Annotated in this window: 23 protein-coding genes; 9 read left to right on the top strand and 14 right to left on the bottom strand. The window is 53.8% G+C overall.

Going from position 1 to position 24,743, the window contains the following annotated elements:
* Positions 1–6: 6 nt before the first annotated feature.
* On the bottom strand, positions 7–1,680 hold the full coding sequence (locus AC1ME2_RS14535) for a putative bifunctional diguanylate cyclase/phosphodiesterase (protein WP_480434789.1): 1,674 nt from the start codon (positions 1,678–1,680) through the stop codon (positions 7–9).
* A 201-nt stretch (positions 1,681–1,881) separates the two neighbouring features.
* On the opposite strand from AC1ME2_RS14535, the gene rep reads away from it, so the two are divergent.
* Together rep and AC1ME2_RS14525 are read left to right on the top strand one after the other, a co-directional pair.
* On the top strand, positions 1,882–3,891 hold the full coding sequence (gene rep, locus AC1ME2_RS14530) for a DNA helicase Rep (protein WP_480434788.1): 2,010 nt from the start codon (positions 1,882–1,884) through the stop codon (positions 3,889–3,891).
* Between the two features lie 44 nt (positions 3,892–3,935).
* A complete protein-coding gene (locus tag AC1ME2_RS14525) occupies positions 3,936–4,508 on the top strand; it encodes a xanthine phosphoribosyltransferase (RefSeq protein WP_480434787.1) in 573 nt (190 codons plus the stop codon).
* Between the two features lie 54 nt (positions 4,509–4,562).
* On the opposite strand, the gene AC1ME2_RS14520 is transcribed toward AC1ME2_RS14525, so the two are convergent.
* A complete protein-coding gene (locus tag AC1ME2_RS14520; RefSeq protein WP_480434786.1) occupies positions 4,563–6,497 on the bottom strand; it encodes an acetyl-CoA hydrolase/transferase C-terminal domain-containing protein in 1,935 nt (644 codons plus the stop codon).
* Between the two features lie 125 nt (positions 6,498–6,622).
* Complete coding sequence (locus AC1ME2_RS14515; RefSeq protein WP_480442148.1) at positions 6,623–6,856, bottom strand: DUF2845 domain-containing protein; 234 nt, start codon at positions 6,854–6,856, stop codon at positions 6,623–6,625.
* Positions 6,857–7,722: 866 nt separating this feature from the next.
* Here AC1ME2_RS14515 and lanM point away from each other — a divergent pair.
* The 4 genes from lanM to AC1ME2_RS14495 are packed head-to-tail and all read left to right on the top strand — an operon-like array spanning position 7,723 to position 12,968.
* On the top strand, positions 7,723–10,647 hold the full coding sequence (lanM, locus tag AC1ME2_RS14510) for a type 2 lanthipeptide synthetase LanM (protein ID WP_480434785.1): 2,925 nt from the start codon (positions 7,723–7,725) through the stop codon (positions 10,645–10,647).
* A 2-nt stretch (positions 10,648–10,649) separates the two neighbouring features.
* Positions 10,650–11,531 (top strand): 6TM ABC transporter family protein, encoded by an 882-nt coding sequence (locus AC1ME2_RS14505; protein ID WP_480434784.1) that lies wholly within the window; start codon positions 10,650–10,652, stop codon positions 11,529–11,531.
* A complete protein-coding gene (locus tag AC1ME2_RS14500) occupies positions 11,524–12,399 on the top strand; it encodes an ABC transporter ATP-binding protein (RefSeq protein ID WP_480434783.1) in 876 nt (291 codons plus the stop codon). The genes AC1ME2_RS14505 and AC1ME2_RS14500 overlap by 8 nt, the downstream gene beginning before the upstream one ends.
* The gene (locus tag AC1ME2_RS14495) at positions 12,399–12,968 is read left to right on the top strand and encodes an AAA family ATPase (RefSeq protein WP_480434782.1); all 570 of its coding nucleotides are present in this window, start codon (positions 12,399–12,401) and stop codon (positions 12,966–12,968) included. The genes AC1ME2_RS14500 and AC1ME2_RS14495 overlap by 1 nt, the downstream gene beginning before the upstream one ends.
* A gap of 442 nt (positions 12,969–13,410) precedes the next feature.
* On the opposite strand, the gene AC1ME2_RS14490 is transcribed toward AC1ME2_RS14495, so the two are convergent.
* The 5 genes from AC1ME2_RS14490 to dadA form a co-directional block, all read right to left on the bottom strand.
* A complete protein-coding gene (locus AC1ME2_RS14490; protein WP_480434781.1) occupies positions 13,411–13,839 on the bottom strand; it encodes a c-type cytochrome in 429 nt (142 codons plus the stop codon).
* Positions 13,840–14,028: 189 nt separating this feature from the next.
* Complete coding sequence (locus AC1ME2_RS14485) at positions 14,029–14,577, bottom strand: cupin domain-containing protein (protein WP_480434780.1); 549 nt, start codon at positions 14,575–14,577, stop codon at positions 14,029–14,031.
* 160 nt (positions 14,578–14,737) lie between these two features.
* Entirely contained in the window at positions 14,738–15,811 is a 1,074-nt protein-coding gene (gene alr / locus AC1ME2_RS14480; protein WP_480434779.1) for an alanine racemase, read from the bottom strand.
* A 78-nt stretch (positions 15,812–15,889) separates the two neighbouring features.
* Positions 15,890–16,243, bottom strand: coding sequence for a RidA family protein (locus AC1ME2_RS14475; protein ID WP_219063038.1), 354 nt, complete (start codon positions 16,241–16,243; stop codon positions 15,890–15,892).
* Complete coding sequence (gene dadA, locus AC1ME2_RS14470; RefSeq protein ID WP_480434778.1) at positions 16,215–17,516, bottom strand: D-amino acid dehydrogenase; 1,302 nt, start codon at positions 17,514–17,516, stop codon at positions 16,215–16,217. Before dadA ends, AC1ME2_RS14475 begins: the two co-directional genes overlap by 29 nt.
* A 156-nt stretch (positions 17,517–17,672) precedes the next feature.
* Here dadA and dadR point away from each other — a divergent pair, with 156 nt between their 5' ends.
* Complete coding sequence (dadR, locus tag AC1ME2_RS14465; RefSeq protein WP_322184564.1) at positions 17,673–18,161, top strand: transcriptional regulator DadR; 489 nt, start codon at positions 17,673–17,675, stop codon at positions 18,159–18,161.
* Between the two features lie 114 nt (positions 18,162–18,275).
* On the opposite strand, the gene AC1ME2_RS14460 is transcribed toward dadR, so the two are convergent.
* Both AC1ME2_RS14460 and AC1ME2_RS14455 read right to left on the bottom strand, forming a co-directional pair.
* Positions 18,276–18,629: a YkgJ family cysteine cluster protein gene (locus AC1ME2_RS14460; protein WP_480434777.1), complete on the bottom strand. Its 354-nt coding sequence runs from the start codon at positions 18,627–18,629 to the stop codon at positions 18,276–18,278.
* A 122-nt stretch (positions 18,630–18,751) separates the two neighbouring features.
* Positions 18,752–18,985 carry a DUF1127 domain-containing protein gene (locus AC1ME2_RS14455; protein ID WP_480434776.1) on the bottom strand — a complete coding sequence of 78 codons (234 nt, stop codon included), beginning with the start codon at positions 18,983–18,985 and terminating at the stop codon, positions 18,752–18,754.
* A gap of 178 nt (positions 18,986–19,163) precedes the next feature.
* Between AC1ME2_RS14455 and AC1ME2_RS14450 the strand changes: the two genes are divergently transcribed.
* Entirely contained in the window at positions 19,164–20,597 is a 1,434-nt protein-coding gene (locus tag AC1ME2_RS14450) for an aminotransferase-like domain-containing protein (RefSeq protein ID WP_480434775.1), read from the top strand.
* 48 nt (positions 20,598–20,645) lie between these two features.
* On the opposite strand, the gene AC1ME2_RS14445 is transcribed toward AC1ME2_RS14450, so the two are convergent.
* Positions 20,646–21,791, bottom strand: a complete 1,146-nt coding sequence (locus AC1ME2_RS14445; protein WP_480434774.1) for an MFS transporter — start codon at positions 21,789–21,791, stop codon at positions 20,646–20,648.
* A 170-nt stretch (positions 21,792–21,961) separates the two neighbouring features.
* On the bottom strand, positions 21,962–23,455 hold the full coding sequence (locus AC1ME2_RS14440) for an aldehyde dehydrogenase (RefSeq protein WP_480434773.1): 1,494 nt from the start codon (positions 23,453–23,455) through the stop codon (positions 21,962–21,964).
* Positions 23,456–23,623: 168 nt separating this feature from the next.
* Here AC1ME2_RS14440 and AC1ME2_RS14435 point away from each other — a divergent pair, with 168 nt between their 5' ends.
* A complete protein-coding gene (locus AC1ME2_RS14435; RefSeq protein ID WP_480434772.1) occupies positions 23,624–23,986 on the top strand; it encodes a cupin domain-containing protein in 363 nt (120 codons plus the stop codon).
* A gap of 79 nt (positions 23,987–24,065) precedes the next feature.
* On the opposite strand, the gene rpmG is transcribed toward AC1ME2_RS14435, so the two are convergent.
* Together rpmG and rpmB are read right to left on the bottom strand one after the other, a co-directional pair.
* Positions 24,066–24,221 carry a 50S ribosomal protein L33 gene (gene rpmG, locus AC1ME2_RS14430; RefSeq protein ID WP_219063048.1) on the bottom strand — a complete coding sequence of 52 codons (156 nt, stop codon included), beginning with the start codon at positions 24,219–24,221 and terminating at the stop codon, positions 24,066–24,068.
* A gap of 11 nt (positions 24,222–24,232) precedes the next feature.
* Entirely contained in the window at positions 24,233–24,469 is a 237-nt protein-coding gene (gene rpmB / locus AC1ME2_RS14425; RefSeq protein ID WP_219063049.1) for a 50S ribosomal protein L28, read from the bottom strand.
* Positions 24,470–24,743: the final 274 nt, after the last annotated feature.

Here is a 24,743-nt window from a genome sequence, read left to right as displayed (position 1 = left end):
ACGATTTTAGAGAGTCTGCGCCTGCCCCAAATTTTCATGCCGGCCGAACATCAAATAATCCACCAACTCTGGCAACGGCAACGGCTTGCTAATCAGGTAGCCCTGAACCTGATCGCACCCAAAATCACGCAGCAGCGCCAACTGCTCCGGGGTTTCGACACCTTCGGCGACCACTTCCAGGCTAAGGTTGTGCGCCAGGTTGATCATGGCGTGTACCAGTTTGCGGTTTTCTTCGCGCAGCTCCATGCCACCGACGAAGCTTTTGTCGACCTTGAGCAACGCAATCGGCAGGCTGTTGAGGTGCACGAACGACGAGAAACCGGTGCCAAAATCATCCAGCGAAAAACGTATGCCCAGCCGACCCAGTGCATCCATGGTCTGCTTGACCAGATCGCTGCGACGCATGACGGCGGTTTCGGTCAGCTCGAATTCCAGCCAGCGGGCATCGACGCCACGTTCGGCGATCAAACGGCTCAGGGTCGACAGCAATTGACTGTCCTGAAACTGGCGGAACGACAGATTGATCGCCATGTGCAGCGCAGGTAGCCCGCGTTCACGCAGCGCTTGCATGTCGCGCAAGGCCCGCGAGATGACCCAGTACCCCAAAGGTACGATCAAACCGCTTTGCTCGGCCAAGGGTACAAACTCGCTGGGCGGTAGCAATCCTCGTTCGGCGTGGCGCCAGCGCACCAGCGCTTCGATACCCACGATACGCCCATCGCCCAGTGACAGGCGTGGCTGGTAATGCAGCTCCAGCTCATCACGGCGCAAGGCCCTGCGCAGCTCGCCTTCCAGATCGACCAGGCCGCGGGCATTGCGGTTAATGCGTTCGTTAAAGACATGAAAGGTGCAGCCTTGAGTGCTTTTGGCCTGCTGCATCGCGATATGCGCGTGCCACATCAACGGATCGGCACCGGCCTGGGCCCGAGCATAGGCAATGCCCAGGCTGCAACCGATCAGCAGGCTTTCGCCATCGACCCAATAAGGCTCGGACAAGGCTTCAGTGATGCGCTCGGCCATCCATTCAGCGCGTTGCGGTGCGCGACGAGTGTCGATCAACAACGCAAATTCGTCACTGCCCAGTCGCGCCAATTGATCGCCGGCTTCTAACTGGCTTCTGAGCCGCGAGACCACTTGCAGGATCAATCGGTCACCCGCCTGATGGCCCAGCGCGTCGTTGGCGTGGCGGAAGTTATCCAGATCAAGATGCCCAAGCGCGAGGCCGCGGCCTTCGTTTTCAGCCAGGCGTGCCGCCAATAAAGTCTGGAAACCCTGGCGGTTGGCGATGCCGGTTAGCGGGTCTTGCTCGGCCAGACGTTGCAGGGTGTTTTCCAACACGCCGCGTTCGCGTACATGACGCAGGCAACGGCGTACGGTGTCGATGCTCAACGCATCGAGCACTAGCCAATCGCTGGCGCCCACCGGAGGTTCGAGCGGTTCGTGCTCAAGCAGCATCACCACCGGCAACTTGCAGCGCCCCGGCGCCGGTTGAAGCAGTGGCGTCGTCAGGAGCAAAGCGCTTCGTTCGTCGTCGAACAGGCTACTAACGTCCTCCCAGCTCGACGCGCAGACCAGCACCACCGCATCTCCCAAAGGAGCCAAGCACTCTTGCAATAACGCCGTCCATTCCGGCTCTTGGGCCAGAAGCAGCAAACGCAAAGGATCGACAGGCGTAGACAAACTAGCTCCCTACTTACAAAAAACCGTTGGTGATTCCGCTTTATTTCAGACATTGCACACAATCCACTGCGCATCCTGCGCGAAAGTAACAAAACCGGCAAATATAGATCGCGAGGTACGTCACAGTGTCGGACGATGACTGCACAAATGCGTGAGCCTGTTAAAATGCCCGCCCATTTCGCAAGCGACCCTTTTTCTGTCATGTCCCGACTCAATCCTCGGCAACAAGAAGCCGTGAACTACGTCGGCGGCCCTCTTTTGGTGCTCGCCGGTGCTGGCTCCGGCAAGACCAGCGTGATCACCCGCAAGATCGCGCACCTGATCCAGAACTGCGGTTTTCGGGCGCAGCACATTGTCGCCATGACCTTTACCAACAAGGCCGCGCGGGAAATGAAAGAGCGGGTCGGCACCCTGCTCAAGGGCGGCGAAGGGCGTGGCTTGACGGTGTGTACCTTCCACAACCTGGGCCTGAATATCATCCGCAAAGAGCATGCGCGGCTGGGCTATAAACCCGGTTTCTCGATTTTCGACGAGACCGACGTTAAAGCCCTGATGACCGACATCATGCAAAAAGAATACTCCGGCGACGACGGCGTCGACGAAATCAAAAACATGATCGGCTCGTGGAAAAACGATCTGATCTTGCCGCCCGAGGCCCTGGAAAACTCGCGCAACCCCAAGGAACAGACGGCAGCCATTGTCTACACCCACTACCAGCGCACGCTCAAAGCCTACAACGCAGTGGATTTCGATGACCTGATCCTGATGCCCGTGAAGCTGTTCCAGGAACACGCCGACATTCTGGAGAAGTGGCAAAACAAGGTTCGGTATCTGTTGGTGGATGAATATCAGGACACCAACGCCAGTCAGTACCTGCTGGTGAAACTGCTGATCGGCATGCGCAATCAGTTCACCGTGGTAGGCGACGATGATCAGTCGATTTATGCCTGGCGTGGCGCGCGCCCGGAAAACCTGATGCTGCTCAAGGATGATTACCCGTCGCTCAAGGTGGTGATGCTCGAGCAGAATTACCGCTCCACCAGCCGAATCCTGCGCTGCGCCAACGTGCTGATTTCGAACAACCCGCACGCCTTCGAGAAGCAGTTGTGGAGCGACATGGGTCACGGCGATGAAGTCCGTGTGATCCGCTGCCGCAACGAAGACGCCGAAGCCGAACGCGTCGCGGTGGAACTGCTCACCCTGCACTTGCGCACCGACCGGCCCTACAGCGACTTCGCGATTCTCTATCGCGGTAACTATCAGGCCAAGCTGATCGAGCTGAAGCTGCAACACCACCAGATTCCGTATCGCCTGTCGGGTGGCAACAGCTTCTTCGGGCGTCAGGAAGTGAAAGACCTGATGGCCTACTTCCGCCTGCTGGTGAACCCGGACGACGACAACGCCTTCTTGCGCGTGATCAACGTGCCGCGCCGTGAAATCGGCTCGACCACCCTCGAAAAGCTCGGCAATTATTCCACCGAGCGCAAGATATCGATGTACGCCGCCACCGATGAAATCGGCTTGGGCGAGCACTTGGACAGTCGCTACACCGACCGCCTGCAACGTTTCAAACGCTGGATGGATGGCGTGCGCCAGCAATGCTCGCAAGACGACCCCATCGCTGCGCTACGCAGCATGGTCATGGACATCGATTACGAAAACTGGCTGCGGCAGAACAGCTCCAGTGAAAAAGCCGCCGAGTACCGGATGGCAAACGTCTGGTTCTTGATCGAAGCGCTGAAGAACACGCTAGAGAAAGACGACGACGGCAAAATGACCATCGAAGAGGCCATCGGCAAGCTGGTCTTGCGCGACATGCTCGAGCGTCAGCAGGAAGAGGAAGACGGTGCCGAAGGCGTGCAAATGATGACCCTGCATGCGTCCAAAGGACTGGAGTTCCCCTACGTGTTCATCATGGGCATGGAGGAAGAAATCCTTCCGCACCGCTCCAGTATCGAAGCCGATACGATCGAGGAAGAGCGCCGCCTTGCCTACGTTGGTATCACCCGAGCACGGGAAACACTGGCCTTCACCTTTGCCGCCAAGCGCAAGCAATATGGCGAGATCATTGATTGCGCACCTAGCCGCTTTCTCGATGAACTGCCGCCGGACGACCTTGCCTGGGAAGGCAACGACGACACACCGGTAGAAGTGAAAGCCGTTCGCGGCAATACAGCATTGGCCGATATTCGCGCCATGCTCAAACGCTAAATTGATCATTTATTGCGCACATGTGCGCTGCCTGAGGAACCACCGTGGAAGCACTGCATAAGAAAATTCGCGAAGAAGGCATCGTCCTTTCTGACCAGGTGCTGAAGGTCGACGCGTTTCTTAACCACCAGATCGACCCGGCACTGATGCAGCTGATTGGCAACGAATTCGCCACGCTGTTCGCTGATTCGGGCATCACCAAGATTGTCACCATTGAAGCTTCGGGCATTGCGCCTGCGATCATGACCGGCCTGAAACTGGGCGTGCCGGTGATCTTTGCGCGCAAACAGCACTCGCTGACCCTGACCGAAAACCTGCTGTCGGCGACGGTGCATTCGTTCACCAAGCAAGTCGACAGCACGGTCGCCATCTCGCCTCGGCACCTGACCAGCAGCGACCGCGTGTTGATCATCGATGACTTTTTGGCCAACGGCAGGGCTTCGCAGGCGCTGATTTCGATCATCAAACAAGCCGGCGCCAGCGTTGCCGGACTCGGCATTGTGATCGAGAAATCGTTCCAGGGCGGCCGTGCCGAACTCGACGCCCAGGGCTACCGCGTCGAATCCCTCGCCCGCGTGAAATCGCTGGCGGGTGGGATGGTGACGTTTCTGGATTGATTGCGGTGCCCCCTTCGCCAATGTAGGAGCCAACTTGTTGGCGAAGGCGGTAGTTCAGACGCCAGAGATTGCCGTGGCCTGCAACCCCGCCAACACCAACCGCTGATACAGCTCTTCAAGCAGTCCCTGCGGCTGCAGAAGTCGCATGCGCTCAAGGTGCGCCGGGAAGGCTGTCGGCTCCGGCGCGTCGAGGGTGGCTTTGCCCAATTGCAGAATCTCGGTGAGCTTGAGTTTGCTTTTCAGCCAGTTCAACGCTCGCAGCAGGTCCCGCTCTTCCGCGCTGAAATCACAGCCCAGTGGATATTCCGGGAACAACTGCGCGTACCGCGCTTGTAGCGCCTGCAAACGTTCAGGGGTGTTTTCACTAAAACGCGGATCGAGGCGAAAGTCCCGGGGCAGTTTGCCGATCTTTTGCGCCTGCTCGATCAAGCCTTCCTGGAAGCGTGAGTCGCTGATGTTCAGCAGCGCCTCAATCACCTTGGCGTCGGTCTTGCCACGCAGATCAGCAATCCCATACTCAGTGACAATAATGTCCCGCAGGTGCCTGGGAATCGTGGTGTGACCGTATTCCCAGACGACATTGGAACTGACCTCCCCGCCCGACTCACGCCAGCTGCGCAGCATCAACAGTGAGCGTGCGCCTTCCAATGCATGGGCCTGAGCGACGAAATTGTACTGGCCGCCTACCCCGCTCAACACCCGCCCGTCTTCCAGCTGATCGGCCACTGCGGCACCCATCAGCGTCACTTTAAAGGCGCTGTTGATGAATCGTGCGTCGCGCCGTTGCAGGCGCTTGAGTACTTCATCGCCGTACAGTTCGTTGGTGTAGCTGATGGCGGTCATGTTGAAGCGCTCACGCTGAGCCAGTGAAAACTCGCGCAAACGCTGGTAAAAACTGCGAGGCCCCAGGAAAAATCCCGCGTGGACCATGACGCCATCGGGATGGACCGATTCGTCCAGCGTGCCATCGTTGGCCTGCCGTTGCAGGGCCGCGTCGGGGTAAACCTTGCGCCGCACGATGCCGGCGTCCACCAGCACCAGCAAACCGTTAACGAACATTTCGCTGCAACCATACAGCCCGTGAGCAAACGGTTGCACACCACCTTCGCGCTCGATCAACGCCTGCCAGGAGGTGGTCGCGTCCAGCTCCGAGAGCAGTGCGCAATACGTGGCGTTATCCGCTTGCCGCGCCAAAAGCGCCGCTGTCAGCGCATCGCCCATCGAGCCAATGCCAATCTGCAAGGTGCCACCGTCGCGCACCAGGGTACTGGTGTGCAAGCCAATGAAATGGTCCTGAAACCCCACCGGCATGTTCGGGGTAGAGAACAAGGTGCTGTCCTCTTCCTCTTCAAGCAGCAGATCAAACGCATCCGTACTGAGCTCCGAGTCACCGGGCATGTACGGTAAGTCAGCGTGGATCTGCGCAAGCAACAGGATGGTTTCGCCGGCCGCCCGGCGTTTGGCAATCATCGGCAGCAAGTCGAGGGTGATGTCCGAGTTGCAACTCAGGCTCACGCGGCCAGGGCGTTGCGGATCATGAGCGACCAACTGCGCCACCAGATTCAGGCCATTGGCGTTGATATCTCGCGCCGCATGACTGTAGTTGCTGCTGACGTAATCCTGCTGCGCCGCGTGACTGTTGAGCAGGCTGCCGGGCTGCATGAAGAACTGTTCGACACGGATATTCGGCGGCAGGCTGTCGCGGCGCAGGTCCTCAAGGAAGTCCAGTTCCGGGTAATCGCCGAACACCCGCGCAACGAAGGGCTCAAGAAAACGGCCCTGCAGCCCCTCGCCAAGCTCCGGCCGCCCGAGACACAGGGCGGTGTAGATCGTCAGCTGTCGGTGCGGCAGGCCTTTGACCCGTGCGTACAACGCGTTGACGAAGCGATTGGGTTTGCCCAGCCCCAACTGCAGGCCCATGTGAATATGCGCAGGCAGCTGCGCGAGCACCTGATCGACTGCTTGTTCGATGGAACACGACTGCGGCATCCGGTCTCTCCAGATTTATTATCGGATGAAAGTTGGACCTGGCATGAGGGAGATTTTCTCCATGCGAAGCTAAATATGCCAGTCGAGTAACGACCATATGGCCTATAGGTGCGTCTGAACAGGAATCAATTCCTGCTCGTCTCGATTGCTATCAGTTTGTCGTCTATAAACCGGAGATATCGATAGGCACCTCCATAAGGTCCATAAACCAAAATGCTGATTTTGGCCGCATTCATCTTTGGAACGCCGTTGCCTCTTATTGCCGGAATTTGACTTGTCTTCTTGGCGGGTTCACCGCACTTATTTAGAATCGCTTGAGCCGAATCACCTTCACTAATCAGCGAAGTTCCACACCGCATCGTTGCGCTCACGCCGCAAGCAAATGTAAGTAATGAAAGAGCTAGGACTCTCGCAACTCCATTGCAAACTAGCATACACATAATCACCTTATTCGCAAGACGCACCATTGTAATGGTATGCCTCCCTGCAATGGAAACATTAACGCTTGGCCCGCCGCCCTTACTATATCAAAATATTTAGAGACATCTAGGTAAAGCGCAAGTTGCCCCGTGTGCCATCTTGAAAAATATCTACCGCACCCACCAGATACCGTACGTTAAGCTATGCGGCCAGGGAGCCTATCTTCAAGCAGCACATAAATAATTATCATGTAAGAAACTTTACAGCCACCAGAAGGAAACGGCCTCAGAAAAAGGCTACAACCTTTTCGGAAATAACACAGTTGACTCAGCAACAGAGAACATGAAAAATAATCTCATGCACAAACATATCCCCTTAAAAGTCCTCTCCCCAAAAAAACAACACTAGGAGGAACTCCAATGAATAGCTCTTGAGCTAAATATACACAGTCATCGATAATCACGACTTATCCTGGCTAATACATGCTGCATTCACGACAAGAATGCTACGACTTATCGAGTCAGTATTTTAGCCATTACTTAGTGAGGAAAACCATGCAAGTCGACCTTAATGTAATCAAAAATGGCAGAAGTATAATGCTTGACACAATTGCGCCGATTTCAGCGCTCGTGATTCAGGCATATAGTAATCTTACGGCAGCAAGTAGTGGAACTCGACCGTGCACAAGTTGTTGCACTCAGTGTTGGAGTCGCTGCTGCAACGCGACTTACGCGTAAGATTAAATCTACGTGTAAGATCAAAATGGCGGCTGCTACACAGCCGCCATTTATGCAAGGAGATTAACATGCAAGACGCCATCGAAATACTAAAACTTCAGCCTTGTGAAATAGAAAACCTGACCACTGATTGTCCAGTCTGGCCGTACCTTGCTTACTACACTCAAGAAACGGCTAAGCTCCTAGAAAACGTAGAGAATCTTACAAGTAATGAAAGAAAAGTTATCATTAACGGTTACTTGCAAAACCTCTCTACCCGCCTCACAAATGCGGCTACAAATGTGCTGTCCGTCGAAAAGGATATTCTGAATCAAACGATTAAACCTCACAAATTAAGCACGTCAGAGCATTATCGACTACTAAGGGGAAATACTGAGTATCTACTCAACATTCTTGAAGCGTACCCAGAGTTGACTAGGGTACTTCAGGAGGTAACTGATAATTTTGTTAGCCAAACCCGTTTTCTCGCAATGCGCTTCACAGAGGATCGAGCAGTCTTCGAAACGCTAACAAAGGTAAATTCTTCCTGCTCTCTTCTCGAATGTGCTCCGTCGGAAGGTGAAACCCATAACGGCTCCCTTACAGTATGTATTTTAACTTTTTCTAATGGAAGCAAGGTAGTTTATAAACCTAGAAATCTTGCTCTTGAACATCATGCATCCGAACTTCTAGAATATTTATGCAAAGAAGCCGGAGATGACTATACAACTTGGGAGGTTCCATTATATATAGTCAGATCCAATTACGGATGGGCAAAATACACTCCCCACGCGCCAGCCAATAACATTTCGGACGTACGTACCTATTATAAGCGCGCAGGCTTTCTCTTAGGGTATTGTACCGCGCTCACAACATCTGATATAACCTCAGATAATTTAATCTGTAATGGGTGTAATCCTACCCCCATAGACCTAGAGACAATGTTTTATTGCGTACTAAACATTAGCAGTATCCCAAAAGAAGTCCGCTGGAATAGCGCGCAGACCAGTATTCTCCCCAATTGGACTTGGAAGGGAACAGATGGCATTGGGGTAGATTTGAGTGCGTTAGGCGGTCTAAAAGAGCAATACGTTAGCTTGAACTTGTACCAGCACTTAGAGGACGATAATGGCGATGGCAAATTCGGTACGGATGGGGTAAAAATTTTCCCTGGTGAAAATGTACTTTACTTAGACGACCAAGCCGTCAATCCTTGGGATTATGGAAGCGAGCTACGGGAAGGATTTAATTGCTTTTTCTCCACACTAAAAAAACATCAACGTTACGTGATTGAAAAAATTAGATCATTCGAGGGGCTTCCATGCCGTTATGTTCCACGCCCCACCGCGACCTACCACTATGCACTTCAATGTTCACTGCACGCTTCTCTAATGCGCTCAACCGAAGAAAGAAAAACCTTTTTAACTAAAATCCTCGATAATGACAATGCCCCGGCAATAGGTTTCTTATCGGCAGAGGTCAAGGCACTTTTAAACCTAGATATTCCTTATGCAAAAAGCAGTGTTGGCGCACTATCTTTTTCCGAACCTCATTACTCAGGTGAAGGCCACCTTTCCCCAGACACTTATTTGGATGGACTTTCAAATAGCATTGATTATATTGAAAGCTTCACGGAAAGCAGATGCAGTTTTGAACTCACGCAAATAAATAATACTTTGACTGCAATGCGTTTTATGTACGACCACGGGAAAAAACTAACAACCTACAGTTTTAGAGACTCTGATTCTACTGATTGTATCTCGGCCTCCCTCCCGGAAACACTCAAAAATATAAAAAATTCTCAACAAGCAAATCTGACGTTTTTGACGAAAAAAATTGCGCTTGAGCTTTCCAATAACGGCCTATGGTACGGATTTCACGCATCGCCAGGTGGATACATCGAATATTCAGAACTTGGAGAGGACCTATACTACGGACTTTCAGGCATCGTTTACGGCTTAGTGATGATTCACAATATCACCCCTCTCCCAACAGAGGGTATAAAAAAATTATTAGATGAAACATACGTACGAGTTAACACAAAATTAGACAACACGGGATCGCACTTAGGGGGTTCCCATTTCGGCATTTCGTCTTCAATTTTGCCTCTCGCAATCAGTCTCAAATATTTCAAAGACTGTCGGCACGATGAATTATTGCTAAAATACCAAAGCTATCTTGACACAGCAATGTCGGAAGACTGGTGGCAAAAATATTACTGGGGCGCAGATCTTCTCTCGGGTATGTTTGGGACGCTTAGTGTCCTGACTAAACTTTTTGAGCTCACAAAAGATATAGAATTTAGTAGACTAGCAAATAAATTATACGGAAAAATTGACTCTGAGTTGATACTGCTGAATGGAAGACGAATTGTTCAATTTGACAGATCCATTACAACTCGTGATGACTCCCTTCTCTCCGGAATTTCTCATGGCGTTATGGGGTGTGCATATTCAATATTTTATTTTTACAAAACTATTAATCACGCCCCTGAAACTTATAATACCTTCATAAATTTTCTAGATTGGGAGTTAGAGCAATATGATGAAAGCATTAAAAACTGGCCCGACTATCGTAGAAGATCTGAATCAAAAAATGGTGAGTTTTCTTGGAGCCACGGGTTACCGGGAAATTATCTTGCCCTTCACTACTTTGCAGAGCATAACGTACAACAGGCATTGTCCTTCACAACAGAGAACCCACCATCATCATTTTTTAGTTATGAAAATCTGACTCAACGGAAACGACCTACAAATGACTCTATGTGTCATGGCGCATATGGCTTACTGAATATTATAAAAAAACTTTATCCCGCATCGCTATCCGATATAAGGGTTTATAAGTGGTTGAATTTACCTTTATTGGCAGAGCACGATGTACGTGAATTGAGATCTAGGGCTGCAGATCCATTAGGTCTATGGGTAGGTAAAACCGGGGCCATTCTAGGGGCATCTGGAATTTTAAACGAGTCGTTTAATTTCCCCTTTCTCATCCATCAAATGAACTATCTATAATAATGATTCATAATTTTGGCTTTATCGCCCTCGGGGTAGCTTCAGCTAGTGTAAACTTGAGCTCCCCATTTTTCCTGGGACAAGCAATCGATTACTATCAAAAAAATCATGAACTACCGATCTTATATCTTTTGGCAACCTGCAGCGCCTTCATTCTAGCTCCGTGCATAAGATTCGGCGCCAAAATTTACTTAGCCCGGTCCAACGCCTCCACCCGATTGGAGTTGAAACAAAGATCCGTGAACTTCCTCATACAGCATGACAAAGAATCACTATCTGAGGGTGACATAATAGAGTTCATTGATAATGATATAGACGGATCAATATACTTGCATCACAACATATACTATGACATCAGTACAAGTATTGCGGCGATACTCATGGCTTTCATAACCATATTCAATTATCACTATCTACTTTCAATTGCGCCAATCGCGGCGATAGCATTTTCGTCAGCCATATATATCCTCACTCGAAAAATTTTGAACAACGCTTACGGAAAATATATTGAAGAAAATACCGCTCTGACCAGCAAAATACTTTCCGCTACACACACGAAAACCAGCCGTCCTTTTATAGAGTTTGAAACTTTAAAGACCTCAGTACTTGATACGCTATGGCGGACACAGCTGAAAATATCGTCCTTAGAAGCAATTTCAGGGCTATCTTTTCTCATCGGAATATCCCTATTGCTATACATCGGTAGTGAACTGCTAGCTATAAACGCCTTAACAACAGGTGAGTTCATAGCATCGACGATGTACGTTGAACGGATATTAATACCTCTCGGATTTCTGATCGGAATTTATTTTTCAACGGCAGAAGCACTTTACAGGAGATCAAGAGTGCACGCATTACATGGCAGAGAAAAAGCACATGAATAAAATAATAAAAAACTGCCGAATAATTATCATTATAAGTATAACCGTATCGTTGCTGGCGGCATCACTGCAGATTACAGTGCCCTACTTAATCAGCAGTGGTATTAAGGCGACAATACAATCGGATCCAAATCCTTTTATAATACCCATACTGGCTTTGACTTTTTTTTGTAAAGCGGCAATGCAGGGTTGCTCCGAGACCCTAAACCAATTTCTAGAAGCAAAAATAAGACTATCAATAATAGAGCATATATCTACCAACGATCTATCAAATGATAAAGGCAAACTAGCCACGCTTATAAAGGAAGAATCTGGGCGTGTTGCCTCAAGTGTAATACAGGTTTTAGAGCTGACCGCTTCGGGTTGCTTGACACTGGCTACCTTTATTTTACTAACTTTTGAAAACTACTTCATGGCAGGGCCTCTACTGGTATTTTTTGCGCTCTCATATTTCTATATAACTTTTTCTGCGAATAAGGTTAGTAATGCGTACAAGCTTGAAATTGAGCAGGAGCAAAAATATAAATCTTCAATAATCCATCTTAAACATGCATCGTCGGCCCCCCTCCCTCATTTCATTCTGAAGGCCAAAATAAACAACTACCATCTAAAAAAATCTATAAAAACTCGATATAGATATGAATGGCTTAGCATTTCCCTTACCAGTGGGCCCGAAATCTTTGTAGCCGTAATTATCGCAATGTCTCTACTGCTCATCGCATTTTTATCTCCAATGACACTCGGCCCCGACCTGATCTACTATTTAGGTTATATCGGCATGTTTGCTTTGGGTGCAAACCACTCCATACACATTTCGCTATCGTTGATCGGGACAAAGAATTCAATAACCAGGATATTTAAGGGGGTCTGATGACCGCTGCATTCATTAAAGAAATAAGACTGAAGGCTGGAGCCCTGCCCGCGAGCCCAATTGATAACATTTTCCCTTTAACATTGAACAGCGCTATAACGGTTATTGTTGGCGACAACGGAGCAGGTAAGTCAACACTGCTTGAGTCCATTGCCGTCAAATTGGGATGCAATCCTGAGGGCGGTGGCAAAAACTTTAGATTCAACACCGAGCAGACCCATTCAGATTTACATGAGCACATTATAATTTCTAAAGGGTATAAAAAAGAAAAAGATCTCTTCTTTTATCGAGCAGAGACTTTTTATAATTTGAGCACAGAGATTAGACGACTGGACGATGAGGGAAGTTTTGACCCTGAAATAAAAACTTATTATGGAGGGAGAGATCTCCACTTCATGTCTCATGGAGAGGCAATGGAAGCGCTATATAAAAATAGATTCAAACCAAATGGCATTTATATTTTGGACGAACCAGAAGTTTCACTTCATCCGACTCGCCAACTTAGCTTTATCATTAGGATTGTCGAACTAGCGAAGCAAAATTCACAATTCATAATTCATAATTCATAATTGCGACACACTCTCCGATCATCATGTCAATTCCCAACTGTGACCTGAGGCATTTGCATGATGGCGTTTTGGAGGCCGCTATAGCCTGCGATATGGAGTCTTATAGCGTTTATAAAGCCGTTATAAATTCCAATGGTCAGTATTTAAAAAAATTGCTTTCTGACCAGGACTAATTCCCTCGTGGCCGTCCATCTGCAGGGACTAAGACCTCGTGTTGTGCAGGCCTTAGAGCGCGGTTTAACTGAAAGACCCGGGACTTCTGGTTTTGCGACTGCTGCGGTCGAGCGCGACTCCGAAGCGATCGCGGGCAAGCGCGCTCATACAGGTTTTTTGCGCGACGCGGGAAGTCAAATATGCTGCCAGGAAGTGTCAACCTGTTTCAGGCCTAGACACCGCCCACAAAAAAGCCGACACGAAGTCGGCGTTTTTGCATCCGGCTGAATTACTTCAGGCCGGACATTTTCTGAATTGCGCTTTTCAGCTCTGGATCAGAGCAATCTGCGCAGGTGCCTTTTGGCGGCATCGAGTTGATGCCGGTAATGGCTTTAGCCAACAGGCCGTCAAGACCGCCTTGTTCTTTAGCGCGCTTGCCCCAGTCAGCAGCGTCGCCGATTTTCGGCGAACCCAGCAAACCGGTGCCATGGCACGCGTTGCAATGGCCCGCGATGATGTCATCTGCGGACTTGGCACCACCTGCACCACCCGCCGCTGCTGCGACGTCCATGCCGGCGCACTCTTTACCCTGCACACAGACTTGACCCACCGGCTCCAGCCGCTTGGCCAAATCGTCGTTTGTCGTAGCCTGAGCACCGACTGCCCAAAAGACCAATACGGCAGCTTGTACTGCCAGCATTTTTTTAATCAGGTTCACGCGTACACCCTCATGGTGGCTAGTCACGCCCGCGGCCACGGTTTTGCGGGCGGGCGCAAGTATAACGGTTAGCCCGCCACTCTGAAACAACCCTATAGTCGCAGGGGTATTTATCCAGTGTCAGGCCCTGAAAATGGGCACTTGGTGCTTTCATCACTGAGAAGCAGCGCCTGTGAATGAAGCTTTCAATCAAAAATTCGCGGGGGTTGCTGCGCTGATCAGGTGCGCCGCTACGTCGAAAGGATTACGAAACCTGTGTGGCTTGGTGCTTTCAAAGTAGTAACTGTCGCCCGCTTCGAGAATGAACGTCTCGACGCCAACCACCAGTTCCAACCGACCTTCTAGCAGAATTCCGGTTTCTTCGCCTTCATGAACGAGCATCGCATCCCCTGTATCGGCGCCAGGCGGGTAAATCTCGTTGAGGAAAGTGATGGCCCGACCCGGATGGGCCTTGCCGACCAACTTCATGGTGACGGCGCCGTCCGAAATATCGATCAGCTCGCTGGCTTTATAAACCACTTGAGTCGGATTTTCTTGCTCCTGCTCTTCCGAAAAGAACTCAACCATGGACATCGGAATGCCGCCCAGCACCTTTCTCAGAGAGCTGATCGAGGGGCTGACGCTGTTTTTCTCGATCATGGAAATAGTGCTGTTGGTCACGCCCGCTCGCTTGGCGAGTTCACGCTGGGAGAGACCTTTGAGCTTTCGAATGGATTGCAGTCGTTCACCGACGTCCAATGCGCGAGTCCTCCTATTGATCAGTTATGGTCGTTATGAACGGTATGATGGCAACAGCGTTCAGTATTTACAACACTTCGACCCGTAACGTATTCGTAAAAGGACTAGCGGCTTATCAGTGTGGGATGAAATTTTGCCAACAGCGACCGACGACCGCCTGTCAGGCTCCGGAATAGAGCCTTGGTACGCGGCGCAGGTTGCAAAATATTTGATACGGGATAGTTCCGGCGTGAGCGGCGACATCGCTGGCCAACACGTTCTTGCCCCATAACTCGACCTGGCTGCCCAGCCCGGCGTGTGGCAAGTCGGTCAAATCCACGCACAACATGTCCATCGACACCCGACCCAGCAACCGGCTCGGCTGGCCATCAATCGATACCGGGGTGCCGGTTGGCGCCTGACGGGGATAGCCATCGGCGTAACCCATGGCCACGACCCCGACGCGCATCGAGCGATCCGTAATGAAACCACCGCCATAACCAATCGGTTCGCCAGCCGGCAGTTCGCGCACGCAAATCACTTTCGATTCCAGGGTCATCACCGGCTGCAAACGCTCAGCCAGGCTCTGTGGTTTATCGAACGGCGAGGCGCCGTAGAGCATGATGCCGGGGCGGACCCAGTCACTGGGTACCTTTGGCCAACCCATGACGGCGGGCGAATTGCGCAGACTGACTTCTGCGGACAAACCCTGACGGGCCGCATTGAATACCGCCACTTGCTCGTCGCTGCGCGAACAATCCAGTTCGTCGGCGCGGGCGAAATGGCTCATCAAGACGATTTTCGCCACTTTGCCGCTGCTCAACAGGCGCTGGTAAGCCGCGTGATAATCGGCGGGATGCAAGCCGACCCGGTGCATGCCCGAATCCAGCTTGAGCCAGACGTTCAGCGGCTTGCCGATACTCGCCTGCTCAATGGCGTCGAGTTGCCAGAGCGAATGCACCACGAACCAGAGGTCATGCTCGACGATCAGCGCCAGCTCGCTGGCTTCGAAAAAACCTTCAAGCAGCAAGATCGGCGCACCAATCCCTGCCTGACGAAGCTCCAGCGCTTCTTCGATGCAGGCCACGGCGAACCCATCAGCCTGAGCTTCCAGAGCTTGCGCGCAACGCACCGCTCCGTGACCGTAGGCATCGGCCTTGACCACTGCAAGCGCTTTGGCGCCAGCGGTTTCACGGGCCAATTGATAGTTGTGACGCAGGGCTTGGAGATCGATCAGGGCGCGGGCAGGACGCATGGCGGCAGGCTTCTGAGGCAAATGAGAATAAAAAAGCCTGACACCCATAAACAGGCATCAGGCGAAGGTTCTTGCGGATTATGGCAGTGCAGCGACGACCGACAGCTCGACCAGGATTTCCGGTTCGCACAGCTTCGATTCGACCGTTGCCCGGGCTGGCGCAACGCCTTTTGGCAGCCATTTATCCCAGACACTGTTCATGCCGGCGAAATCCGCGTCGATGTCTTTCAGGTAGATAGTCACCGACAGAATCCGGGTTTTATCGGTACCGGCCAAGTCCAGCAGACGCTCGATGTTGGCCAGCGTCTCGCGGGTTTGCTGCTCGATCCCGGCAGCCATATCGTCACCCACTTGCCCGGACAGGTACACGGTGCTGTTGTGGACAACGAGCTGACTCATACGATCATTGGTGAGCTGGCGCAGGATTGCCATGTTTTACGATCTCCTTGGTTTTACCATAACGAGAAATATCAAGGCCTTCGGCGCTGATCTGTGGTGCTTTATGGGCCATCAAATCGGCCAGCAAACGGCCAGAGCCGCAGGCCATAGTCCAGCCAAGTGTACCGTGGCCAGTATTGAGGAACAGATTACGGAATGGCGTGGCACCCACAATCGGGGTGCCGTCCGGCGTGGTTGGGCGCAGGCCGGTCCAGAAAGTGGCCTCAGTCAAATCACCACCCTGAGGATAGAGGTCGCCGACGATCATCTCCAGTGTTTCGCGCCGACGCGGGTTGAGCGACAGGTCGAACCCAGCGATTTCCGCCATGCCGCCAACGCGGATGCGGTTGTCGAAACGGGTAATGGCCACCTTGTAGGTCTCGTCGAGAATGGTCGACGTCGGGGCCATGGCCGGGTTGGTGATCGGCACAGTCAGGGAGTAACCCTTGAGCGGGTAAATCGGCGCGCGGATGCCTAACGGCTTGAGCAGTTGCGGTGAATAGCTGCCCAGCGCCAGCACGTAGCGATCAGCGGTTTCCAACTTGCCGTCGATCCACACACCATTGATGCGGTCGCCTGCGAAGTCGAGGCGCTCGATGGACTGATCAAAACGGAACTCGACACCTAATTTGACCGCCATTTCCGCCAAGCGGGTGGTGAACAACTGGCAATCACCGGTCTGATCGTTCGGCAAACGCAATGCGCCGGCCAAAATACCCGTCACGTTGGCCAACGCGGGCTCGACCCGGGCGATGCCGGCGCGGTCGAGCAGTTCGTAAGGCACGCCGGATTGTTGCAGCACCGAAATGTCTTTGGCGGCGTTGTCCAACTGTGCCTGAGTACGGAACAACTGAGTGGTGCCCAGGCTGCGGCCTTCGTAAGCAATACCGGTTTCGGCACGCAGCTCATCGAGGCAATCGCGGCTGTACTCGGACAGGCGCACCATGCGCTCTTTGTTCACTGCATAACGGCTGGCGGTGCAGTTGCGCAGCATCTGCGCCATCCACAGGTACTGATCAATGTCTGCCGTCGCCTTGATCGCCAAGGGTGCATGACGTTGCAGCAACCATTTGATCGCCTTGAGCGGCACGCCAGGCGCAGCCCACGGTGACGCATAGCCTGGCGAAACCTGGCCGGCGTTGGCGAAACTGGTTTCCATGGCCGCCGCAGGCTGACGGTCGACCACAGTCACCTCAAATCCGGCGCGGGCCAGATAATAGGCGCTGGCCGTACCAATCACGCCACTGCCAAGGACCAGAACTCGCATGTTAAATACCTCAATCGCGGATATCCGCTGACGTTTGTTGTTCAGAGCGAAGATGTACGCAGTATAAAAAGCATTGGCCAGTGCTTTTCACTATATAAACACCTATATTTGGCGAGAATTCTCGGCAATAACGGCTTTAGTAGAGGAGGTTTACCCATGCGCACCCAGCACCAGTCAAAACGTGAGCTGGACAAGATCGACCGCAACATCCTGCGCATCCTTCAGGCGGACGGGCGGATTTCATTTACCGAGCTGGGGGAACGGGTGGGATTGTCGACCACGCCCTGTACAGAGCGGGTACGCAGGCTTGAGCGCGAAGGCATCATCATGGGCTACAACGCCCGGCTCAATCCGCAGAACCTCAAGGCCAGCCTGCTGGTGTTCGTCGAGATTAGCCTGGACTACAAGTCCGGCGACACGTTCGAGGAGTTCCGCCGCGCAGTCCTGAAACTGCCCCATGTGCTGGAGTGCCACCTGGTGTCCGGCGACTTCGATTACCTGGTGAAAGCGCGGATTTCAGAGATGGCGTCCTATCGCAAACTGCTCGGCGACATCCTGCTCAAGTTGCCGCACGTGCGCGAATCCAAAAGCTACATCGTCATGGAAGAAGTGAAAGAGAGTCTTAACCTGCCGATTCCGGAGTGACACGGGAGATCTTCGTCGACTGGGCTGACGAAATTGGAGGCGTGAAGACAGTTGCTCCTACAGTCCGGCTTTGTACTTGTAGGAGCGCGATCGGCCGCGAAGCGGTCGTGCTTTCTACACCAACACCTGCCGCGTGGTCGCGATGTATTCGTGGACCTGCTTTTCTGCCTTGGGATGAATCATCTCGACCGGCCGACGGCCATTGGGGCATGGCAGGGTTGGGGTGGTGCCGAACAGCCGACAGATCAGCGGACGCTCTTCATACACCGTGCAACCATTTGGCCCCAGGTGCACACAGTTCAGCTCATCCATGGCCGCCTCTTGTTCAGCGGCAGTTTTGCGCGGCAAGCGCGCCATCTCTTCGGATGAGGTGGTGACCGGACCGCAGCAGTCGTGGCAGCCAGGCACGCACTCGAAAGACGGGATCTGCTGCCGAAGAAAGCGGATTTTCTGGCTGTTGCAGCTCATCGAGACGTTTACCGAAAGAAAGACTAGAGCGTGATTTTGCCTCACTTGAGCCCCACGCAACAGCGCCGCCCGACCGAACCTTGCTCGGCGGCCAGGCATCGGCGCTGATCGCAAGGCGTCGTTCAACCTCTCCAGAACGGCTTCAGGCCCTCCGCCCGGGCCTGCTCAAGGCTGATGCCAACGTCGCACAGCTGCTTGGCATCCAGGTCGAGCAGCGCTTTGCGGGTCACCCAGCGATGGCGGAACACACCCCAACGGCTGAAGCCCGGCGGGGTGCTTTTTTGCACGCGAGGCGCTTGCCCCTCATGCAGTTCCTGGCTATGCAGCATCAGCCGTACATCGCTCAACCCGTTCATGTCCCGAACCCTCCATCAGCGCCTTCGTGTGATTTCATGATGACGGGCCGAGCAAATCCATTACAGATTCAAAAAAATATTATTACTTCCATACAGACAACCCCATCTCGACGCTGAATCCTGTATTTTAGTGGCATCTGTACTGGTCAACTGAATCGATCGCCATCGAGAGTACGTAATGACGCTCTATGTCAACCTCGCCGCCCTGCTCGGCACCCGCATTGAAAACGGTTTTTATCGCCCCGGAGACCGACTGCCCTCGGTCCGTGCGCTGAGCATGGAACACGGGGTCAGCTTGAGTACCGTGCAGCAGGCGTATCGCTTACTGGAAGACAACGGGCTGGCGCTACCGAAACCTAAGTCAGGGTATTTCGTCCCGTCCGGGCGTACGATTCCTGCCCTGCCGGTGGTGGGACGACCGGCGCAACGACCCGTCGAAATTTCCCAATGGGAGCAAGTCCTCGAGCTGATCCGCAGCGTGCCCAATGCTAATGTGATCCAGCTCGGGCGCGGCATGCCGGACGTCAGCAGCCCGACCCTCAAACCCCTGCTGCGCGCCTTAGCCAAGATCAGTCGACGTCAGGACATGCCGGGGCTGTATTACGACAACATCTACGGCACCCAAAGCCTGCGCGATCAGGTGACGCGCCTGCTTCTGGATTCCGGGTGCCATCTCTCGGCCAACGACCTGGTGATCACCACCGGCTGCCATGAGGCGCTGTCCACCAGCATCCGCGCCATTTGTGAGCCGGGCGACATCGTGGCAGTGGACTCCCCGAGTTTTCATGGCGCCATGCAGACACTCAAGGGCCTGGGCATGAAAGCCCTGGAAATCCCCACCGATCCCATCACCGGCATCAGCCTCGATGCGCTGGAGCTGGCACTGGAACAATGGCCGATCAAAGCCATTCAACTGACGCCCAACTGCAACAACCCGCTGGGCTACATCATGCCCGAGGCACGCAAACGAGCACTGCTGACCCTCGCTCAACGCTTTGATGTGGCGATCATCGAAGACGATGTGTATGGCGACCTGGCCTACAACTATCCGCGACCGCGAACCATCAAATCCTTCGACGAAGACGGTCGCGTCCTGCTGTGCAGCTCGTTCTCGAAAACCCTGGCGCCAGGGCTGCGCATTGGCTGGGTCGCGCCGGGGCGCTATCTGGAGCGGGTGCTGCACATGAAGTACATCAGCACGGGTTCTACCGCCACCCAACCGCAACTGGCGATTGCCGAGTTTCTTCAAGCCGGGCACTACGAACCGCATTTACGGCGGATGCGCGGGCAGTATCAGCGCGGGCGCGATCAGATGACCGATTGGGTCATGCGCTACTTTCCGGCCGGCACCCGCGTCAGTCGGCCCCAAGGCGGGTTTATGTTGTGGGTCGAGCTGGCGGAAGATTTCGACACCTTGCGCCTGAACCGTGCCTTGCTCGACCAAGGGGTGCAGATCGCGGTGGGCAGCATTTTCTCGGCGTCCGGCAAGTACCGCAATTGCCTGCGGATGAACTACGCGGCCAAACCGACCGCGCAGGTCGAAGACGCCGTACGCAAGGTGGGCTCGACCATCCTGCGCCTGCTCGCCGAGTCAGAGCCGACCGCCAGCTGACGGTTGCCCCGCAATTCGGGGCTGCGTCGTGGGCCAGGAGCAAGGGCGTTAAGCCACAGCAGGCTGCACACCGAATGCACCTCGACGCAGAGACAAAATTACCAGGCCGAAGGCCCCCGCCGCCATGAGCAACGGCAAGGCATGCCCACTGACCCATTGGCTACCCGCACCCGCCGCCAGTGGCCCGAGCAAGCAGCCTATCCCCCACAACTGAGCGATATGCGCGTTGGCACGAACCAGTGCGTCGTCGCGATATCGCTCGCCGATCAGAATCAGCGACAAGGTGAATAACCCACCGGCGCTGGCGCCAAACAACACCCAGACCGGCCAGATCAGCACGGTATCAAGCAACAGCGGAATCGCCAGACTCGACAGCATGAGTAACAGCGCACAGCCCGAAAACAGCGTGCGTCGAGAAACCCTGTCGGCCAGCGCACCAATCGGCAATTGCAGCAGCGCATCACCGACCACTACCGTGCTGACCATGAACAAGGCGACTTCCGGGGTGAAGCCCTGGCGCAGGCAGTAAATCGGTAGCAAGGTCAGAATCATTGCCTCGAACGCAGCGAACAGTGCCACCGCCCAGGCAATCGCTGGCAGGCCTCGACAGAAGCCAAACAGATCGTTGAAGGTCACGTTGCAGGCTTCGGCGCTGGGTGCGCCGGTACGTCCCAGCAACAACAGCGGCGAACCGAGCAACAGCACAACGCCGACCCAGAATCCGTAATCCGCTTCGGCGCCGATAATGCCCAGCAGCAAGGGGCCGGCCAGTTGGCTCAGGGCATAACTGCTGCCATACAGCGCCACCAGTCGGCCGCGCCAACGCTCGACCACCAGTTGATTGATCCAGCTTTCGCCGAGGATGAACACAATGGTCAGGATGACCCCGATCAGCAGGCGCAATACCACCCACACCCAGTAGTTGGGTAACAAGGCCAGCAAACCGATGGACAACGCCCCGGCCCATAAGCACAAACGCATCAGCAGTGGCGTTCCGAAGCGCGCCGCCAGCCGGCTGGTGAAACTCGCCCCGACCAGCACGCCAATCGCTGGCATCGCCGCCATCACCCCGATGGCAAAAGAGCCGTAGCCCCAGCTTTCCAGACGCAAGGACACCAACGGCATGCTCACGCCCAAGGCCAATCCGACACTCAGGACTGAGGCCAGAACAGCAAAATAAGCACCCCAACGCATTGCCCACGCTCCTGTGGATAACGTGTACCGACGGTCAAAACAAAACAGCCGGACTTCCTGATGTGGAGAGCCCGGCTGGTTTTCAGCTATCTTGCACACCTCGAATAAATTCGTGCCTACAGTGGGTCACTGTCCTGCAGGCACGAATGTATCAACGAGGTCTCCCTGGGTTACAACTTGATCCAGGTCGCCTTCAGCTCGGTGTACTTGTCGAACGCGTGCAGCGATTTATCGCGGCCATTGCCCGATTGCTTGAAACCACCGAACGGTGCGGTCATGTCGCCGCCATCGTACTGGTTGATCCACACACTACCGGCACGCAGCGCCTTGGCCGTCAGGTGAGCTTTGGACAGGTTGGCGGTCCAGACAGCAGCAGCCAAGCCATAAAGCGTGTCGTTGGCGATCTGAATGGCTTCCTCCACGGTATCGAAGGCAATCACCGACAGCACTGGGCCGAAGATTTCTTCCTGAGCAATTTTCATCGCGTTACTGACGCCATCAAAAATCGTCGGTTCAACATACGTGCCGCCTGTTTCCTGCAGCGTGCGCTTGCCCCCTGCAACCAACGTGGCGCCATCGGCGTGACCCGACTCGATGTAGGACAACACGGTGTTCAACTGCTGGGTATCGACCACCGCACCCACGTTGGTTTGCGGATCCAGCGGATTACCTGGTTTCCAGGCCTTGAGCGCTTCGATCACCAGCGGCAGGAACGTGTCCTTGATCGACCGTTCGACCAGCAGACGCGAACCCGCGGTGCACACTTCGCCCTGGTTGAAGGCGATGGCGCCAGCAGCCGATTCGGCGGCGGCCTTCAGGTCTGGGGCGTCAGCAAATACGATATTCGGGCTCTTGCCTCCGGCTTCCAGCCAGATGCGCTTCATGTTCGATTCGCCGGAATAGATCAGCAACTGCTTGGCGGTTCTGGTCGAGCCGGTGAAGACCAGCGTGTCGACATCCATGTGCAAGGCCAGTGCCTTGCCGACGGTGTGACCATAGCCGGGCAGCACGTTGAGCACGCCCGCCGGGATACCGGCTTCAACCGCCAGTTGGGCGATGCGAATAGCGGTCAACGGAGACTTTTCCGACGGCTTCAGGATCACCGAGTTGCCGGTGGACAGCGCTGGACCGAGTTTCCAGCAAGCCATCATCAGCGGGAAGTTCCACGGCACGATGGCCGCCACGACACCGATGGGCTCGCGCGTCACCAGACCCAGTTGGTCGTGGGGCGTGGCGGCCACTTCGTCGTAAATTTTGTCGATTGCTTCACCGCTCCAACTCAGCGCCTGGGCGGCACCGGGGACATCGATGTTCAGCGAGTCACTGATCGGCTTGCCCATGTCGAGGGTTTCGAGCAGGGCCAATTCTTCAGCGTTCTTCTTCAGCAGACCCGCAAAACGGATCATCGCCGCCTTGCGTTTGACAGGGGCCAGACGTGACCACACGCCAGAATTGAACGTAGCGCGGGCGCTATCGACAGCACGCTGGGCGTCGGCGGCATCGCAGCTGGCAACCTGCGCCAGGACGCGTCCATCGACCGGGCTGATGCATTCGAAGGTGGCGCCAGACGCCGCAGCGGTGTATTCACCGTTGATGTAAGCACGGCCCTCGATCTTCAGATCTTTGGCACGTTGTTCCCAGTCAGCACGAGTCAGGGTGGTCATACGAGTGTCCTCCTGTTGTTTTTTGAATACGGATGGCATGAGCCAAAGGCAACCATCACCCTAAACCAAGTGACCGGGAAATTTCCAATATATTTGACACTTCGAGCCAAACGGCGTTTTGTTGTTCATTTTATTCAACATAAAACGCGTTAGCGGGGAGAACACACGATGAACATCGAAAATATTGTCGATTTCAGCCAGGCCAATACCACGCCAGAGCACTACCTGCCCGCGCCAGAAAAAATCCTCAAGGGCAGTCCGGAGCAAACCCTCTACAACCATTACAACAGTCCCTGCGGCCAGCTCAGCGCAGGCGTTTGGGAAGGGGCCGTCGGTCAATGGGCGGTGAATTACACCGAACATGAGTATTGCGAGATCGTGCAGGGCGTATCGGTGCTGCGCGACGAGGACGGCAACGCGAAAACCCTGCGCGCGGGTGATCGGTTTGTGATTCCTGCGGGCTTCAAAGGTACCTGGGAAGTTCTCGAAGCCTGTCGCAAGGTGTATGTGGCGTTCGAACAGAAGGTCTGAGTAGCGGCTGCTTTCACTGAAATTCAGACACAAAAAAACCCGCCTTCGCAGGCGGGTTTTTTCGTAAGAAGAAAATCAATTACTTGATTTTGGCTTCTTTGTAGATCACGTGCTTACGAGCAACCGGATCGAATTTTTTAATTTCGATTTTGTCCGGAGTGGTGCGCTTGTTCTTATCGGTGGTGTAGAAATGGCCTGTGTTAGCGCTCGACACCAAACGGATCAATTCACGCATGATTATCTCCCTTAGACCTTAGCGCCATTGGCGCGAATTTCGAGAAGAATGACATCAATGCCACGCTTGTCGATGATACGCATGCCTTTGGCAGATACGCGCAGACGCACAAAACGATTCTCGGACTCGACCCAGAAGCGGTGATGCTGCAGGTTCGGCAGGAAACGACGACGGGTTTTGTTGTTTGCGTGGGAAATGTTATTCCCAGTTACCGGACCCTTACCGGTAACTTGACATACTCTCGACATGCCTCAGCCCTCTAAAACCACATGCCCAACCCGGCATGGGTTGGCCGCTTAATCTCTCAGTCATTTGGCGCCAGGCGCCGCGTTTCTTTAGGGGTCTTACCGGCTACGCCTACAAACGAAGGAACCGGGCCCCTAGAAAAGAGCGCTGCTTTATATCAGAAACCCTGCGATGCAACAACAACGCATGCACATTACCTTGTTTTGACAGACCGTGCTTTGCCCGCCGGATCAACCAATGCGGGGCACGGCAGGAAATCGACCATTCGTCGCTCCA

It is taken from the genome of Pseudomonas sp. ASL9 (assembly GCF_056680335.1).
The sequence above is the reverse complement of the archived record's forward strand: the minus strand, read 5'-3'. Positions and strand labels throughout refer to the sequence as shown.